Here is a 13,718-nt window from a genome sequence, read left to right as displayed (position 1 = left end):
GCACAATCGCGCTCATGCGAGCGCCGGCGACCGTCCGCCTCTTCATCGCCCTGTGGCCCCCCGAGCCCGTGCGGGAGGCCATCGCGCTCTGGCAGGCGCAATGGCAGTGGCCGCAGCAGGCCACGTTGGTCAAGGCCGAACGGCTGCACGCCACCCTGCACTTCCTCGGCGACGTCGCGCCCGAGCGCGTGCTCGACCTCAAGTACGTGCTGGACCGCGTCGCGGCGCAGGGTTTCGCCTTGCACTTCGGGCACCCGGACATGTGGCAGCACGGCACGGCCGTCCTGCGCCCGGAAAACTCGCCGACCGCCTTGCGCGGGCTGCATGCGCGCATCGGCCTCGCGCTGGCCGAAATCGGCCTGCCGGTGGAAGGGCGCAGCTACCGCCCGCACGTCACGCTCGCGCGCCGCGCGCAAGGCGCGAAGCCGCCCGCAGAGATGGCAGCGATCGACTGGGAATCGAAGGGCGGGTTCGTGCTGGTGCAGACGCTCGGCGGCGGCCGCGGCTACCAGGTGCTGGAGACTTTCGGGAACGCCTAGCGCTTGCGCGGCGTGTCGGGGATCTCCGTGAGCTCCCCGGGCTGCGTCATCATGGCCTGCAGCTTCTGCAGGTCGGTGGCAAGCGCGTCTTCCTCGTCGGGCGGCAGCGTGTCGCCGGCGTCCTTGTCGATATGCGCCGGTTCGGTGTCTTCTTCCTTCCACGCGCCCGTGCCGGGCAGCTTGTGGAAGCCCTGCTCCGACTTGCCGTAGAACTCCCAGCCCACGCTGAAGAGCCAGTCGTGCGCCCGCGGGTCGGTGCGCAGCACCTGCTCCCAGAAGCTTTCCTGGAAGGCGTGGAGCCATGGCAGGACCTGGTGGTCGCCCTTGCGCACGAGGAACTGCACGTGCATGCCCTGCTTGTGGTGCTTGGTCAGCACGGAGAGCGTGCGGCAGTCGATCCAGTCGGAGGGGATGCCGTGGCGCCGCATGGTCTCGCGCAGGGTGATCTGCACCAGCTCGCGCCGCGGCGCGTTGCTCGACTTGGTCTGGTCCAGCGCCGTCGCGGCCTGGCTTTCCTGGAACTGCGACGGCTGGGCGGACTTGCCCTTGCCGCCGAGGATCTTGTTCATCAGCCCCATGCGCCCGCCTGCCTTTGTTGGAAGAAGCGATGGCGCATCATACGGGCCGCCGCCTCATTCCTTGAACTGGAACAGCATGCGGGTGCCGGCGATCTCCACGACGTCGTGGTTGGAGAGCAGCAGCGGGTCGGCGCCGATGCGGTCGCCGTTGAGCGTGGGCGCCTCCACGCCGTCCAGGTGCGCCACGAAGAAGCCTTCGCGCCGGTGCGACACGGCGACGACGCAGGTGCCCGGCTTGCCGAAGGTCGTCACGGCCTTGACGACGGGCATCTCGAGCCCCGCGGAGGAGCCGTTGAGGACCTGGAACACGGCGTGCAGCTGGCGCGGCACGCCGTCGGCGCCGATCTTCATCGCGGTGGTTTCGCCGAAGCCGCTGGGCCTTTCGGTGGCCTCCAGGAACTGGATGCGGAAGTTGCCGATGGCGATCACGTCGCCGTCGTGCAGCCGCTGGCGCTTGACCATCTGGCCGTTGATGTACGTGCCGTTGGTGGAGCGCAGGTCCTCGATGTAGACGTCGGCCAGGCCCTTCAGGTCGAACACGCAGTGGTGGCCGCTGACCACCATGTTGTCGAAGACGATGTCGTTGTCGGGGGCGCGGCCCAGCGTCGTGCGGTCCTTCTGCAGGTACACGTGCTTGATCTCGACGCCTTCGACGGAAGCGATGAGCTGCGGCATGCGCCCATCCTAGTGCCGCGCAGGCGGCCGCGCAATCGGGCGCGCTTCGGTGCTATTGCGCGGGCGCGACACGCCAGATGGCGTTGCCCACGTCGTCGGCCACCAGCACCCCGCGCCGCGCGTCCACGGCCACGCCCACCGGGCGCCCGTAGGCCTTGCCGTCCGCGCTGAGGAAGCCGGTGAGGAAGTCCTGGGGCAATCCCTTGGGCTTGCCGCCCTCGAAGGGGATGAACACCACCTTGTAGCCGGCGAAGGGCTTGCGGTTCCACGAGCCGTGCTCGCCGACGAAGGCGCCGCTGGCGTAGGGCGCGGGCAGCCTGCCTTCGGCGAACGCCAGGCCCAGCGGCGCGACGTGGTTGCCCAGCGCGTAGTCGGGCGATTTCGCGGCGGCCACCTTCTGCGGGTTGGCCGGCTTCACGCGCTCGTCGACGTTGCGGCCCCAGTAGCTCCAGGGCCAGCCGTAGAACGCGCCGTCCTGCACCGACGTGAGGTAGTCGGGCACGAGGTCGCTGCCCAGCTCGTCGCGCTCGTTGACCACCGTCCACAGCGCGCCGCTCGTGGGCTCCCACGCCAGCCCGTTGGGGTTGCGCAGGCCGCCGGCGAACAGGCGCTTCCTGCCGCTGGCGACATCCACTTCCCAGATCGCCGCGCGGCCCTCCTCGATGTCCATGCCGTTCTCGCCGATGTTGCTGTTGGAGCCCACGGTGGCGTACAGCTTCGAGCCGTCGCGGCTGGCCAGGATGTTCTTCGTCCAGTGGTGGTTGATGCCGGCCGGCAGGTCCGCGACCTTCTCCGGCCTGGCGTCGATGCGCGTGGCGCCCGGCTTGAACGGCACCTTCACGATCGCATCCGCGTTGGCGATGTACAGCACCTCGCCCACCAGCGCCATGCCGAAGGGCGACTTCAGGCCGTCGATCAGCACGGTCTTCGTTTCCGCCACGCCGTTGCCGTCGGCGTCGCGCAGGAGCGTGATGCGGTCGGCGCTGGGCACGCCCGCCCCCGCCTTTTTCATGAACATCTTCATGAAGAAGGCCTTGATGCCGTGCTTCTCCTTCTCGCCGGGGGGCGGCTGGGGCTTGTTGCTTTCGGCGACGAGCACGTCGCCATTGGGCAGCACCACGACCCAGCGCGGATGCGTCAGGCCGGTGGCGAACGGCGTCACGCGCCAGCCTGCGGCGGCCGTCGGCTGCGCGCCCTGCGGCCAGCCCGTGGCATCGGCGATGTTCACGGTGGGGATCAGCCGCTTCTGGATTTCGCCGAGCTGCGGGTCCGGGCCCCACGTGGCGTTCTCGGGCAGCTTGGCAACCTCGCCGCAGGCGCACAGTGCCGCGGCGGCAAGGACGAGTAGGGCCAGTGTTCGCATGCCTATTATTCTGAGCGCGAACGCGCGGCGGCGGTTCCTTCCATACTCGGTGCATGGCCGCCTTCTCCGTGCTCGACCTTTCGCCCATCGCCGAAGGCGGCGATGCCGCCCAGTCCTTCCGCAATTCGCTCGACCTCGCGCAGCACGCCGAGCGCTGGGGCTATCGTCGCTTCTGGCTGGCCGAGCACCACGGCATGCCCGGCATCGCGAGCGCGGCCACGTCGGTGCTCATCGCCCACGTGGCCGGCGGCACCAAGACGATCCGCGTCGGCGCGGGCGGCATCATGCTGCCCAACCATTCGCCGCTGGTCATCGCCGAGCAGTTCGGCACGCTCGAGGCGCTCTTTCCCGGACGCATCGACCTGGGCCTGGGCCGGGCGCCGGGCTCCGACCAGGCCACCGCGCGCGCCCTGCGGCGCAACCTCATGAGCGACGCCGACGAGTTCCCGCGCGACGTGCTGGAGCTCATCGACCTGATGTCCGACGAACCGGAGCAGCGCATCCGCGCAGTGCCGGGGCTGGGCGCGAAGGTGCCGGTGTGGATCCTCGGCTCCAGCCACTACGGCGCGCAGCTGGCTGCGATGCTCGGCCTGCCCTACGCTTTTGCGTCGCACTTCGCGCCGCAGGCGCTGATGCAGGCGATCGAGCTGTACCGCAGCCTGTTCAAGCCCTCGAAGTTCCTGGACAAGCCCTACGTCATGCTGGGCTACAACGTCTTCGCGGCGGACACCGACGAAGAGGCGAAGCCGCTCGCGACCTCGTGGCAGCAATCGTTCGTGAACCTGCGCAGCGGCCGCCCCGGCCGCCTGCCCCCGCCGCGCGAGGGCTTTTATGAGCAGTCGACGGGCGGGGAGCGCGCCCTGCTCGACACGATCCTCAGCTGCACGGCGATCGGCTCGCCGGCGACGGTGAAGGAACGGCTGCGCGAGTTCATCGCCGAAACGCGCGCCGACGAGCTGATGATCGCGGGCGCCATGTACGACCACCGCGCGCGCGTGCATTCGTACGAAATCGCGGCGCAGGTCCGCGAGGAGCTGGCTACTTCACCCTGACGTGCACGTCCAGCACGCGCGTGGCCAGCAGCGTCTCGCGCAGGAAACACAGCAGCGCCGCGAGGAACATTGCAACGCCGAACAGGAAGGTGCCCACCGCGATCTTGCTCGCGTCGATCGACGTGGTTTCGCCGACGAACAGCAGGATGATGGTCACACCGATGAGGAACGCGCAGGTGGTGAGCAGCGCGATGCAGGCGTTGCAGTAGCGTCCGCGCACGCGTAGCTCGTCCAGCTCCACGTTGGCCCGCGCACGGAAGTCGTTGTCGGAGGATGCGAGGGCGCTGTCCTCGAGCCGGCGCGCGCGGTCGATGATGCGCGCCAGGCGCCCCGCGACCGCGCCGATCATGCCGGACACGGCCGTGAGCAGGAACACCGGCGCGACGGCCAGCTGGATGCCGTGCGCGGCGGCGTTGGTATCTATGGTGAAAGCCATCGGCTGCCGTTATAGCAGCCGAGGCTTTCAGTCACGCCTTAGCGGCGGTTCGGGTTGTTGGGCGCGTTGTCGTAGCGGTTCGGCACGCCGTCGCCATCACGGTCGCGGTCGTTGCGGTTCGGCACGCCGTCGTGGTCACGGTCGCCATAGCCGCGCGCGCCCATGTAGCGGTTGCCGTGATGGCCGCGCTCCCAGTGGCCGGCCACCAGTTCCCAGCGGCCGTTCGGGCGCTGCACCCAGCGGTCGCCCACCCAGTGCATGCCGCGGCGCTCGCGCAGGAAACGGCCCTCGACCCACACGTACTGGCCGTTGCGCCAGGCCCAGTGGCCCGGGGCCCAGTCGTAGCCGCGGCGGTATTCCGGGATGCGCTCTTCACGCACGGTCGGCGGCGCCTCGGTGATCACGATGGCGCGTTGCTGCGCAACGGCGGCACCGAACGACGACGCGATCGCGGCGGCAAGAAGGACTTTCTTCAGCATAGCTATCTCCCATTCAGGTGAGCAGGGGCCGGAATGGCCCCCGTCCTCTAGAACGCCCAGAATGGCTTGGGGTGCACAGCAGTGGTGTAGGAAAACGGCCACTTAAGGCCACGTTCACACCGCGTTTACGCGACAGTTACCTTGTGCGCGGGGGCAGCGGGTACGCCGGGTCGTTGAAGCCGGGAGTCGACGGATGACCTGCGCGCACGAACGAATCGACGAGCTGCTCATCCTCGGGCGTCAAGGCTGCGTCGATGGCCGGCAGGTACTGCTGCCATTGCTGCAGCGTGCGTGGTCCGGCAATCACCGAGCTCACCGCGCGGTGCGCCAGCACCCAGGCCGTGGCGAACTGCGCGAGCGACAAACCCTTGCGCTGCGCATGCTCCTGCAGCTTCTGTGCGATGACGAGCGACTCCTCGCGGAACTCCGTCTCGGCGATGCGCTTGTCGCCGCGCGCCACGCGCGTACCTTCGGGCGGCTTCTGGCCCGGCAGGTACTTGCCCGTGAGCACGCCGCGCGCGATCGGGCTGTACGGCGTGACCCCGATGCCGAACGCCTCGCATGCGGGAAGGATCTCGACCTCGGGCATGCGGTTGAGCAGGTTGTAGTAGGGCTGGCACACCACCGGTTGGGGCATGCCGAACTCGCGCGCGACGCGCACGCACTCGGCGATGCGCCAGCCGCGGAAGTTGGAGATGCCCCAGTAGCGGATCTTGCCGGCGCGCAGCATCGCGTCGAGCGCACGCAGTGGCTCCTCCAGGTCCATGCCGTTGAAGTCGCGGTGCAGGTAGAGGATGTCGACGTGGTCGGTAGCCAGGCGCGCGAGGCTCGCGTCCAGCTCGCGCAGCATCCACGAACGCGAGAAGTGGCCTTCGTTGGGCCGCTCCGACATCTTGTTGCCGAGCTTCGTCGCGAGCACCCATTGGTGCCGGCGGCCCTTGAGCAGCTCGCCCACCATGGCCTCCGACGCGCCCTTGGTGTAGACGTCGGCGGTGTCGATGTAGTTGACGCCATGCTCCTGCGCGTCGTCGACGATGGCCCGCGCGTCCGCGACGGGCGTCTGGTCGCCGAACATCATGGTGCCCAGGCACAGGACGGAAACGTTCAGGTTGCTCTTGCCGAGCGTGCGGTAGTGCATCGCTTGATCCTTCAGCGGAATGTGACTTCGAGGTTCGCGAGCGGCGCATCGTAGCGCGCTTGCCAGCGCTCGCCGGGCTTCACCGGCCAGGCGTCGGTCCACGTGCCGGTGGTGACCACGTCGCCGGGCAGCAGGTCGGGCGCCCCGGGGCAGTCGCGCAAGGCCTGCAGGAAGTGCAGCAGCGCGTGCAGCGGGCCGTCGAGCACGTTGGCGCCGGCGCCGCGGTCCTTCACCTCGCCGTCGTGCACCAGCTCGACATGCGCGCGCGCGAGCTGGGCCTCCAGCAGCGTGGCCGTCGCGGCGACTTCGCGCACGGGCTTGCGCGGCCCGACGAGCAGGCGGCCGTGCAAGGCGCCGTCGGCAGCCGTGTCGGCGGCGACGAACTTCCAGCCCGGCATGTGCGACTGCACGACCTCGAACCCCGGGGCCAGCCACTCGATGCAATCGAAGAGCTCGTCCAGGCCGGCACGCGCCGGCGGCGTCCGGGCGATGCCGAACACGCACTCGGGCTCGATGCGCGGTTCGCTGCAGGTGCCGATTGCCAGCTCGCCGCTGCCTTCGCAGAATCGCAAGGTGGTGTCGTAGACGGTACCCCAGATCGGCGCGTACACACCGTACCGCTCCCAGATGGTGCGGTTGGTGAAACCGATCTTGAAGCCGCGCGGTTTCTCGCCGCGCGCGATGCGCAGCTCGCGCACGGCCAGCTGGTGCTCGTACGCCTCCTGCAGCGAGGCGCCGAAAGGCTGCGGCCAGTAGGTGTTCGCGTCCAGGTGTGCGAGCAATTGCTGGGGTGACAAGGCCATGCGCTCACTGTACTCTCGATGCATGCACGCGCGCCCCATCCCTTCCACCTCGCAGCCGCTGCCGGTGGTGGGCTGCGGCACCTGGCTGGGGTTCGACGTGGGCAGCGACCCGGTCGCGCTCGCGCAGCGCGGGAAGGTGCTGGATGCGCTCTTCGCCGCGGGCGGCCGTGTCATCGACAGCTCGCCGATGTACGGCAGCGCGGAGCAGGTGGTGGGCGAGCTGCTGGGCACGCGCGCGGCGAAGGAGCCGGCCTTCGTCGCGACGAAGGTGTGGACGTCGGGCAAGCGCGCCGGCATCGAGCAGATGGAGCGCTCGATGCGCCTGCTGGGGGTCGAGCGCGTGGACCTGATGCAGGTGCACAACCTCGTGGACACGCACGAGCACCTGGCCACGCTGCGCGAGTGGAAGGCGCAGGGGCGCGTCGGCTACATCGGCGTCACGCACTACACCTCGTCGGCCTATGCGGACTTGGAGAAGGTCGTGCGCGCCGAGGCGCTGGACTTCGTGCAGTTCAATTACTCGGTGGCCGACCGCGAGGCCGAGCAGCGGCTGTTGCCGCTGGCGCAGGAGCGCGGCCTGGCCGTCCTCATCAACCTGCCGTTCGGCGGCGGCAAGGTGCTGAAGGCCCTGCGCGGCCGGCGCCTGCCGGCCTGGGCCGCCGAGATCGGCTGCGACACGTGGAACGAGGTGCTGCTGAAGTTCGTGCTGTCGCAGCCCGCGGTCACCTGTGTCATCCCCGGCACGTCGCGGCCGGAGCACATGGCCGCGAACGCCAAGGCCGGCGAAGGCGAGATCCCGCCGCCGGCGTGGTGGCAGGACAAGGTGGCGGCTATCGTCGCCTGATCACGAGCGCAGCTGCGACTCGAGCTGGCTGACTTCCTGCACGCCGTAGCGCGCGTTCGCGATGTGCCGCTGCGTCTCGACCGGCAGCTGTGCGGTGTTCAGCCCGTTCCACTGGTTGCGCCCGCGCGTGGAGAGGTTGTAGTAGATCGAGATGCCTTCGCGCAGCTTCTCGGCGCGCTCGGCCTTGCCGAGCTTCAGCGTGCGCAGCCGGTCCTCGCTCCACAGCGCGGCTTCCTTGATGTGGACCGCCGCCGCATGCACCGCTTCCACCGGGTCGTCCGGGTCGCGGATGCCCAGCGCCTTGGCCGTGGCGGGCTCGAACTGCGCGATGCCCAGGTTGGGCGTGCCGTCGCGGCTGGCGCCCGTGCGCGGCGCCCACGAGGTCTCGGCGTTGATGATCGCGTAGACGTCCTTGTACGACAGGCCCAGCTGGCCCAGGCCCGCGCGCTCCGCGGCGGACTTCGCGAGCAGCAGGCGCGACTCGAAGTCGGGCGCCATCATCGTCGCGCGGCCCACCTTCGTCGGCACCCAGCGCACCTGGGCGCGCAGGTCGTCGAAGTACGAAGCCTCGCGATCGACCTTCACGGCGATCTCGACGCGGGGTAGCTCGACGGTGAGCAGTTCCGGCAACCGGGGCATCTGTTGCTGGGCCACGAAGGTGGTGCAGGCAAGCATGACGCCGAAGAACCCGGCGAAAGCGGCAAAAGCAGGCGAACGCGCGACGCGCATGTAGTCCCTCTCCGACAAGGCAAAGCGGGAGAGACTAAGGCTCGCGGCGCGAAGTTCGGCGTTGTATCAGCGCAAGTGCGTGCGGAAGCGCACTTCGAAGAATTTTCCCTGGCTCAGTCAGGCTTGGCGCCCGATTCCTTGACCACCTTCGCCCACTTGATGGTCTCCTGCTGGGTGAGCTGCATCAGCGCCTCGGGCGTGCCCGTGTTGATTTCCAAGCCCAGCGTCGCGAGCTTTTCCTTCACGTCCGGCAGAGCCATCACGCGCAGCGTCTCGGCGTTGATCTTCATCTGCACGTCGCGCGGCAGGCCCGCGGGCGCATAGAGCGCGAACCACGACGTCGCCTCGAAGCCCGGCAGGCCCGACTCGGCGATCGTCGGCACGTTGGGCGCGGCCGGCGAGCGCTGCGCGCTCGTGACCGCAATGGCGCGCAGCTCGCCCGCCTTCACCAGCGGCAGCGCCGACGGCATGTTGTCGAAGATCATGTCGATGCGCCCGCCCAGCAGGTCGGGGATGGCCTGCGCGCGGCCCCGGTACGGGATGTGCTGCATCTTCACCCCGGCCAGGGTGTTGAAGAGTTCGCCCGACAGGTGGATGGACGTGCCGCTGCCCGAGGAGCCGAAGGTCAGCGGCTTCGTCTTCGCCAGGTCGATGAGTTCCTTCACCGTCTTCGCCGGCACCGTGTTGTTCACCACCAGCAGGTTCGGCGTGGACGCGAGGAAGGTGACCGGCGTGAAGTCCTTGAGGTTGTTGTACGGCATCTTGTCGTACAGCGACGCGTTGATCGCATGCGTGCCCACGGTGCCCACCACCAGCGTCGTGCCGTCGGCCGCGCTCTTGGCCACGAAGTCCGCGCCGATGTTCCCGCCCGCGCCGGGCTTGTTGTCCACCGTGATCGGCTGGCCGAGCGAGCCCCACTTCTCCGCGAGGATGCGCGCCAGCGTGTCGGGCGCACCACCCGGCGGGAATGTGACGACGATCCTCACCGGCTTGGTGGGCCACACCGATTGCGCGGCGGCGGGAATGGCGACGAGCGCGGCAGCGGCGATGCAGATCGCGCGGCGCGAGATTCGGTTCATGGCTTTGTCTCCTTCGTTGTCGGTTCTAGCGGCGCGTGCCCAGGTGCGTGCCGCCGTCGATCATCAGCAGCTCGCCCGTGATGGTGGGTGCGCCGACGATGAGGAACACGATGGCTTCGGCCACGTCTTCCGGCGTGCTCGGCTTGCGCAGCGGCGTGTGGGCTTCGGTGGCGGCGATGGCCTTCTCGAGCCCGCCCTCGCCCATGCCCTTGTCGAACCACGGCGACGTGATGAGCGCGGGGCAGACGGCGTTGACGCGGATGTCGGGCGCCAGCTGCCGCGCGAAGTGCAGCGTCAGTGAATTCACCGCGCCCTTGGACGCGACGTAGGGCACCGACGACCCGATGCCCAGCGCACCCGCCACCGACGACACGTTCACGACCGCGCCTTTCGCCGCCTTCAGTTGCGGCAGGCAGGCGCGCAGCATCTGGAAGGTGCCCAGCGTGTTCACGGCCAGGATGCGCTGGAACACCTCGGCGTCGATGTTGTCCCACTTGGCGTCCTCGCCGAAGACGCTGGTGCCGGCGTTGTTCACGAGCGCATCGATGCGGTTCCAGCGCTGCACGGCGGCCGCCGCGATCGCGCGGCAGTCATCGTCGGATGCGACGTTGCCCTTCGCGAGCAGCGTGTGCGCGCCCGCCGACTGGCACGCAGCCTGCGTCTCCTGCGCTTCCTTCTCGCTCTTCGAGTAGTTGATGACCACGTTCCAGCCGCGCTGGGCGAGCTTCAGCGCGGTGGCGGCGCCCACGCCGGAGGCGGAGCCGGTGACGATCGCGACGGGTTTGTCCATCGGGCCAGTCTAATGCGACCGGCGGAAAAGGGGAGCAAACAAACGGCTGAAGAAATCGACCACCGGGTCCTCGCGCCGCGGCGGCTCGCGCTTGGGCCGGGGGATGTCGAACTCGGCCTGCGGGTCGATCCAGCGGTTGCGCAGCGCCTGCTGGAACACGTCGCCCACGATGGGCAGCGCGCTGCGGGCGCCCTCGCCCCAGTCGCCCATTTTCACGGCGGGGTCGTTGAAGCCCACCCACGCGCCACCGACCAGCTGGCGGTGCACGAGCAGGAACCAGCCGTCGCTGTTGTCCTGCGTGGTGCCGGTCTTGCCCGCAACGTCGGCCTGGATGCCGAAGCGCGAGCGGATCGCCGTGCCCGTGCCTTCGTCGACGACGCCGCGCATCACGTCGACCAGCAGCAGCGAGGTCGCCCGCGAGATCGCGCGCTCGGGGTCGGGGTACGCGAACTGCGCGAGCAGCTCGCCGTCGCGCCGCTCGATGCTCAGCACGAGGTGAGGCTCGGCGTAGAGGCCGCCATTGGCGATCGGCGCGTAGGCCGCGACCATTTCGCGCAAGGTGACGGGGCTCGTGCCCAGCGCAAGCGAAGGCACGGCTTCCAGCTTGCTGTCGCGCACGCCCATGGCGCGCGCGGTCTTCGCCACGCGCTCCGGGCCCACGTTGTGCATCACCTGCGCGGTGATGCGGTTCTTCGAGAACACCAGGCCGTCGCGCAGCGACATCTGCTGCATCGTCGGCGGGGCGACGTCGTTGGGGCTCCACACCTCGCCGCCCGCCAGCCGGTACGACACCGGCGCGTCCTGGTAGGTGAAGGAAGGATGCATGCCCGCCTCGAAGGCGGCCGCGTACACGAAGGGCTTGAAGGTGGAGCCGGGCTGGCGGCGCGCCTGCGCAACGTGGTCGAACTGCTCCTTGGCGAAGTCGCGGCTGCCCACCCACGCGCGGATGAAACCCGAGCGCGGGTCCATCGCCACGAAGCCGGCCTGGATCGTCGGCGCGGTCTCGCCCTTGCGCACCCGCCGGTCGACGAGCGACTGCAGTTGCGCGCCCTGCCGCACCACGGCCTGCACCGCCGCCTTCTGCAGCTTGCCGTCGAGCGTCGTGCGCACGACGAGGCCGTCGGCGTAGATGTCGTAGCCGTTGCGGTCGGCCCACTCGATCAGCCACTTGCGCAGGAACTGCGCGACGTGCGGCGCCGGGCCCGGGATCTCGTCCTGCCGCTCGAAGTCGATGCCCAGCGGGCGCTTCTGCAGCGCCGCCACGCGCGTGGGGTCGAGCTTGCCCACCTGCGCCATCTGCGTGAGCACGAGGTTGCGCCGCGCGAGCGCCCGTTCGGGGTTGAGCACCGGGTTGTACGCGGCCGTGCCCTTGAGCATCGCCACCAGCGTCGCGCTTTGCAGCACGTCCAGCTTGTCGGCGCTGGTGTCGAAGTAGGTGCGCGCCGCCATCTCGATGCCGAAGGCGTTGTAGAGGAAAGGCACCGTGTTCAGGTAGACCTCGAGGATCTCGTTCTTGGAATACACGGCCTCGATCTTCAGCGCGGTGATGGCCTCCTTCACCTTGCGCGTGAGTGTCGGCGCGCGGCCGATGTCCTCGGGGAACAGGTTGCGCGCGAGCTGCTGCGTGATGGTCGAGCCGCCCTGCCGGTCACCGCGCAGCGTGCGCACGAGGGCACCCGCCGTGCGCACGACGTCGATGCCGTGGTGGCTGTAGAAGCGCCGGTCCTCGGTGGCGATGAGCGCGTCCACCACGCGCGGCGAGATGCCTTCCAGCGGCACCCAGCGCCGGTTCACGCGCCGGTATTCGGCGATGACGACGCCGTCGGACGAGAGCACGACTGCCGGCACCTCGGTGCGGAACTTGCGCAGGTCGGCGACGCTGGGCGTGAACGGGATGAGGGCCAGCACCCATGCGGCGACGAGGAGCGGCGGGATCGCGACGGTGCGCCACGGGTGGCGGCGCACCCAGCCGGCGCAGCGGCGCGCGAACGCCGTGGCTTGCGAGCCCCATGCGCGCAGGCGCGCGCTCGTGCCTTGCGGCGTCTCCTCGTCGGCCATGGCGCGACTCTAGGCTGGCCCAGCCGTGGCTGCTGTAGGACGCCTAGCCGAGTTCCTCGAGCTTCTTCTGCGCGTCGCGGCGCCCCATGCCGCGCAGCTGCGCGATGGCCTCGATCTGCTTGCGGCGCGGGCGCGTGTTGCCGCTTTCCCACTTGTAGACCGACAGTGCCGACACGCCCAGCAACTTGGCGAGCGACGCGGCCGACAGGCCGAGCCGCTTGCGCTGCGACGCCAGGCTCTTGGCGCTGTAGCGGATCTGGGGGCCGCCCTCCTCGCCGTCATCTTCGGCGGCGGCGGCCCTGGCGCCGCGCACGGGCCCGGCCTTGCCGAGGCGGCGCACCTGCTGCTCCAGCGCCTGCATGCGGCGCTTCAGTTCCGCGATCTGGCCGCGGTAGTGGGAATTCGCCTTCTTCAGCGCCTGGATTTCGGTGCGGGATTGCTTTCGCGAGACGCGGGCGATTTCTTCTTTTAGGAGCGATGCAATGTTGGGCATGGGCTTTGCGCTGTTGGCCTGCTTCCCTCTGTTGGTGCCGGGGATTGCGAAGCCGGTTGCCTCCGATGGGCCCATCTTAGCCCACGGCCAAACTAATGTCGCATCGGCTTGTATCCGGCGAACTGCGGATAGATTTCCGCAACCACGCGACCCCTCAGAGCGTCTTGTAGAAATACACCGTGTCGCAGTACCCGCCCTGCGGCAGCAGGGCATAGCCGGGAATGACGCCCACGCGCTGCCAGCCGCAGCGCTCGTACAGCCGTTCCGCATCGGCGCTCGCGGTGTCCAGCACCAGCAGGGTCTTGCGGTGTTCGGCGGCCGCCTGCTCCGCCGCGCGCATCAGCAATTCGCCGATGCCGCGTTTGCGCATCGAGCGGTGGACGAGCATCTTGGAGACATCGCCGCGGTGCGGCTGGTTCTCGGGCATGTCGAAGACGACCTGCACGGTGCCCACGATGCGCCCGCCCTCCTCGGCGGCGAGCAGCACGCGCTCGCCGCGCGCCGCCGATTGCGCGACCTTGCGCCAGAACCCGAGCGCCTTCTCGCGCGTCATCGGCTCCATGAAGCTCACCGACGCGCCGCCCTCGACGCAGTCGATGAGGACGTCGGCCAGGCCCTCGATGTCGGCTTCGGTTGCGTTCACGATCCGGTGAACCTGCATC

The 13,718-nt window shown here is 69.3% G+C and carries 16 protein-coding genes; 3 read left to right on the top strand and 13 right to left on the bottom strand.

From position 1 onward, the window contains the following. Window positions 1-14: 14 nt before the first annotated feature. Window positions 15-539: an RNA 2',3'-cyclic phosphodiesterase gene (thpR, locus tag WG903_RS11645; RefSeq protein WP_340075459.1), complete on the top strand. Its 525-nt coding sequence runs from the start codon at window positions 15-17 to the stop codon at window positions 537-539. On the opposite strand, the gene WG903_RS11640 is transcribed toward thpR, so the two are convergent. From WG903_RS11640 to WG903_RS11630, 3 genes are all read right to left on the bottom strand, one after another. Then, on the bottom strand, window positions 536-1,108 hold the full coding sequence (locus tag WG903_RS11640; protein ID WP_340075457.1) for a hypothetical protein: 573 nt from the start codon (window positions 1,106-1,108) through the stop codon (window positions 536-538). The two genes, thpR and WG903_RS11640, sit on opposite strands and share 4 nt — an antisense overlap. A gap of 63 nt (window positions 1,109-1,171) precedes the next feature. After that, entirely contained in the window at window positions 1,172-1,792 is a 621-nt protein-coding gene (locus WG903_RS11635) for an FHA domain-containing protein (RefSeq protein WP_340075455.1), read from the bottom strand. A gap of 52 nt (window positions 1,793-1,844) precedes the next feature. After that, entirely contained in the window at window positions 1,845-3,155 is a 1,311-nt protein-coding gene (locus WG903_RS11630; RefSeq protein ID WP_340075453.1) for a PQQ-dependent sugar dehydrogenase, read from the bottom strand. A gap of 53 nt (window positions 3,156-3,208) precedes the next feature. Between WG903_RS11630 and WG903_RS11625 the strand changes: the two genes are divergently transcribed. After that, window positions 3,209-4,207 carry an LLM class flavin-dependent oxidoreductase gene (locus tag WG903_RS11625; RefSeq protein ID WP_340075451.1) on the top strand — a complete coding sequence of 333 codons (999 nt, stop codon included), beginning with the start codon at window positions 3,209-3,211 and terminating at the stop codon, window positions 4,205-4,207. Here the strand turns inward: WG903_RS11625 and WG903_RS11620 are convergent. From WG903_RS11620 to WG903_RS11605, 4 genes are all read right to left on the bottom strand, one after another. Next, on the bottom strand, window positions 4,194-4,643 hold the full coding sequence (locus WG903_RS11620; RefSeq protein ID WP_340075449.1) for a DUF2721 domain-containing protein: 450 nt from the start codon (window positions 4,641-4,643) through the stop codon (window positions 4,194-4,196). The genes WG903_RS11625 and WG903_RS11620 overlap by 14 nt on opposite strands. Before the next feature lie 38 nt (window positions 4,644-4,681). Beyond that, on the bottom strand, window positions 4,682-5,122 hold the full coding sequence (locus tag WG903_RS11615) for a hypothetical protein (RefSeq protein WP_340075447.1): 441 nt from the start codon (window positions 5,120-5,122) through the stop codon (window positions 4,682-4,684). Window positions 5,123-5,258: 136 nt separating this feature from the next. Beyond that, on the bottom strand, window positions 5,259-6,260 hold the full coding sequence (locus WG903_RS11610) for an aldo/keto reductase (protein ID WP_340075445.1): 1,002 nt from the start codon (window positions 6,258-6,260) through the stop codon (window positions 5,259-5,261). A gap of 11 nt (window positions 6,261-6,271) precedes the next feature. Continuing rightward, on the bottom strand, window positions 6,272-7,063 hold the full coding sequence (locus tag WG903_RS11605; RefSeq protein WP_340075442.1) for a 2-keto-4-pentenoate hydratase: 792 nt from the start codon (window positions 7,061-7,063) through the stop codon (window positions 6,272-6,274). 22 nt (window positions 7,064-7,085) lie between these two features. Between WG903_RS11605 and WG903_RS11600 the strand changes: the two genes are divergently transcribed. Beyond that, on the top strand, window positions 7,086-7,907 hold the full coding sequence (locus WG903_RS11600) for an aldo/keto reductase (protein ID WP_340075440.1): 822 nt from the start codon (window positions 7,086-7,088) through the stop codon (window positions 7,905-7,907). On the opposite strand, the gene WG903_RS11595 is transcribed toward WG903_RS11600, so the two are convergent. From WG903_RS11595 to WG903_RS11570, 6 genes are all read right to left on the bottom strand, one after another. Next, on the bottom strand, window positions 7,908-8,636 hold the full coding sequence (locus WG903_RS11595) for a transglycosylase SLT domain-containing protein (RefSeq protein ID WP_340075438.1): 729 nt from the start codon (window positions 8,634-8,636) through the stop codon (window positions 7,908-7,910). A gap of 113 nt (window positions 8,637-8,749) precedes the next feature. Further along, window positions 8,750-9,715 (bottom strand): tripartite tricarboxylate transporter substrate binding protein, encoded by a 966-nt coding sequence (locus WG903_RS11590; protein ID WP_340075436.1) that lies wholly within the window; start codon window positions 9,713-9,715, stop codon window positions 8,750-8,752. A gap of 25 nt (window positions 9,716-9,740) precedes the next feature. Further along, window positions 9,741-10,505 carry an SDR family NAD(P)-dependent oxidoreductase gene (locus tag WG903_RS11585; RefSeq protein WP_340075434.1) on the bottom strand — a complete coding sequence of 255 codons (765 nt, stop codon included), beginning with the start codon at window positions 10,503-10,505 and terminating at the stop codon, window positions 9,741-9,743. Window positions 10,506-10,514: 9 nt separating this feature from the next. Then, complete coding sequence (locus WG903_RS11580; RefSeq protein ID WP_340075432.1) at window positions 10,515-12,563, bottom strand: penicillin-binding protein 1A; 2,049 nt, start codon at window positions 12,561-12,563, stop codon at window positions 10,515-10,517. Window positions 12,564-12,606: 43 nt separating this feature from the next. Further along, the gene (locus WG903_RS11575; RefSeq protein ID WP_340075430.1) at window positions 12,607-13,056 is read right to left on the bottom strand and encodes a helix-turn-helix domain-containing protein; all 450 of its coding nucleotides are present in this window, start codon (window positions 13,054-13,056) and stop codon (window positions 12,607-12,609) included. Window positions 13,057-13,210: 154 nt separating this feature from the next. Further along, the gene (locus WG903_RS11570) at window positions 13,211-13,717 is read right to left on the bottom strand and encodes a GNAT family N-acetyltransferase (RefSeq protein ID WP_340075428.1); all 507 of its coding nucleotides are present in this window, start codon (window positions 13,715-13,717) and stop codon (window positions 13,211-13,213) included. Window position 13,718 lies beyond the last annotated feature (1 nt).

Source organism: Ramlibacter sp. PS4R-6, assembly GCF_037572775.1.
Taxonomy (GTDB): Bacteria; Pseudomonadota; Gammaproteobacteria; order Burkholderiales; family Burkholderiaceae_C; genus Ramlibacter.
The sequence above is the reverse complement of the archived record's forward strand: the minus strand, read 5'-3'. Positions and strand labels throughout refer to the sequence as shown.

Excerpts from the sequence above, each read along its gene's own strand:
- WG903_RS11620 (WP_340075449.1), bottom strand. The coding sequence starts at position 4,643 with ATGGCTTTCACCATAGATACCAACGCCGCCGCGCACGGCATCCAGCTG.
- WG903_RS11575 (WP_340075430.1), bottom strand. The coding sequence starts at position 13,056 with ATGCCCAACATTGCATCGCTCCTAAAAGAAGAAATCGCCCGCGTCTCG.
- WG903_RS11590 (WP_340075436.1), bottom strand. The coding sequence starts at position 9,715 with ATGAACCGAATCTCGCGCCGCGCGATCTGCATCGCCGCTGCCGCGCTC.
- WG903_RS11595 (WP_340075438.1), bottom strand. The coding sequence starts at position 8,636 with ATGCGCGTCGCGCGTTCGCCTGCTTTTGCCGCTTTCGCCGGGTTCTTC.
- WG903_RS11635 (WP_340075455.1), bottom strand. The coding sequence starts at position 1,792 with ATGCCGCAGCTCATCGCTTCCGTCGAAGGCGTCGAGATCAAGCACGTG.
- WG903_RS11605 (WP_340075442.1), bottom strand. The coding sequence starts at position 7,063 with ATGGCCTTGTCACCCCAGCAATTGCTCGCACACCTGGACGCGAACACC.
- WG903_RS11625 (WP_340075451.1), top strand. The coding sequence starts at position 3,209 with ATGGCCGCCTTCTCCGTGCTCGACCTTTCGCCCATCGCCGAAGGCGGC.
- WG903_RS11570 (WP_340075428.1), bottom strand. The coding sequence starts at position 13,717 with ATGCAGGTTCACCGGATCGTGAACGCAACCGAAGCCGACATCGAGGGC.
- WG903_RS11630 (WP_340075453.1), bottom strand. The coding sequence starts at position 3,155 with ATGCGAACACTGGCCCTACTCGTCCTTGCCGCCGCGGCACTGTGCGCC.
- WG903_RS11585 (WP_340075434.1), bottom strand. The coding sequence starts at position 10,505 with ATGGACAAACCCGTCGCGATCGTCACCGGCTCCGCCTCCGGCGTGGGC.
- WG903_RS11600 (WP_340075440.1), top strand. The coding sequence starts at position 7,086 with ATGCACGCGCGCCCCATCCCTTCCACCTCGCAGCCGCTGCCGGTGGTG.
- WG903_RS11580 (WP_340075432.1), bottom strand. The coding sequence starts at position 12,563 with ATGGCCGACGAGGAGACGCCGCAAGGCACGAGCGCGCGCCTGCGCGCA.
- WG903_RS11640 (WP_340075457.1), bottom strand. The coding sequence starts at position 1,108 with ATGAACAAGATCCTCGGCGGCAAGGGCAAGTCCGCCCAGCCGTCGCAG.
- thpR (WP_340075459.1), top strand. The coding sequence starts at position 15 with ATGCGAGCGCCGGCGACCGTCCGCCTCTTCATCGCCCTGTGGCCCCCC.
- WG903_RS11610 (WP_340075445.1), bottom strand. The coding sequence starts at position 6,260 with ATGCACTACCGCACGCTCGGCAAGAGCAACCTGAACGTTTCCGTCCTG.
- WG903_RS11615 (WP_340075447.1), bottom strand. The coding sequence starts at position 5,122 with ATGCTGAAGAAAGTCCTTCTTGCCGCCGCGATCGCGTCGTCGTTCGGT.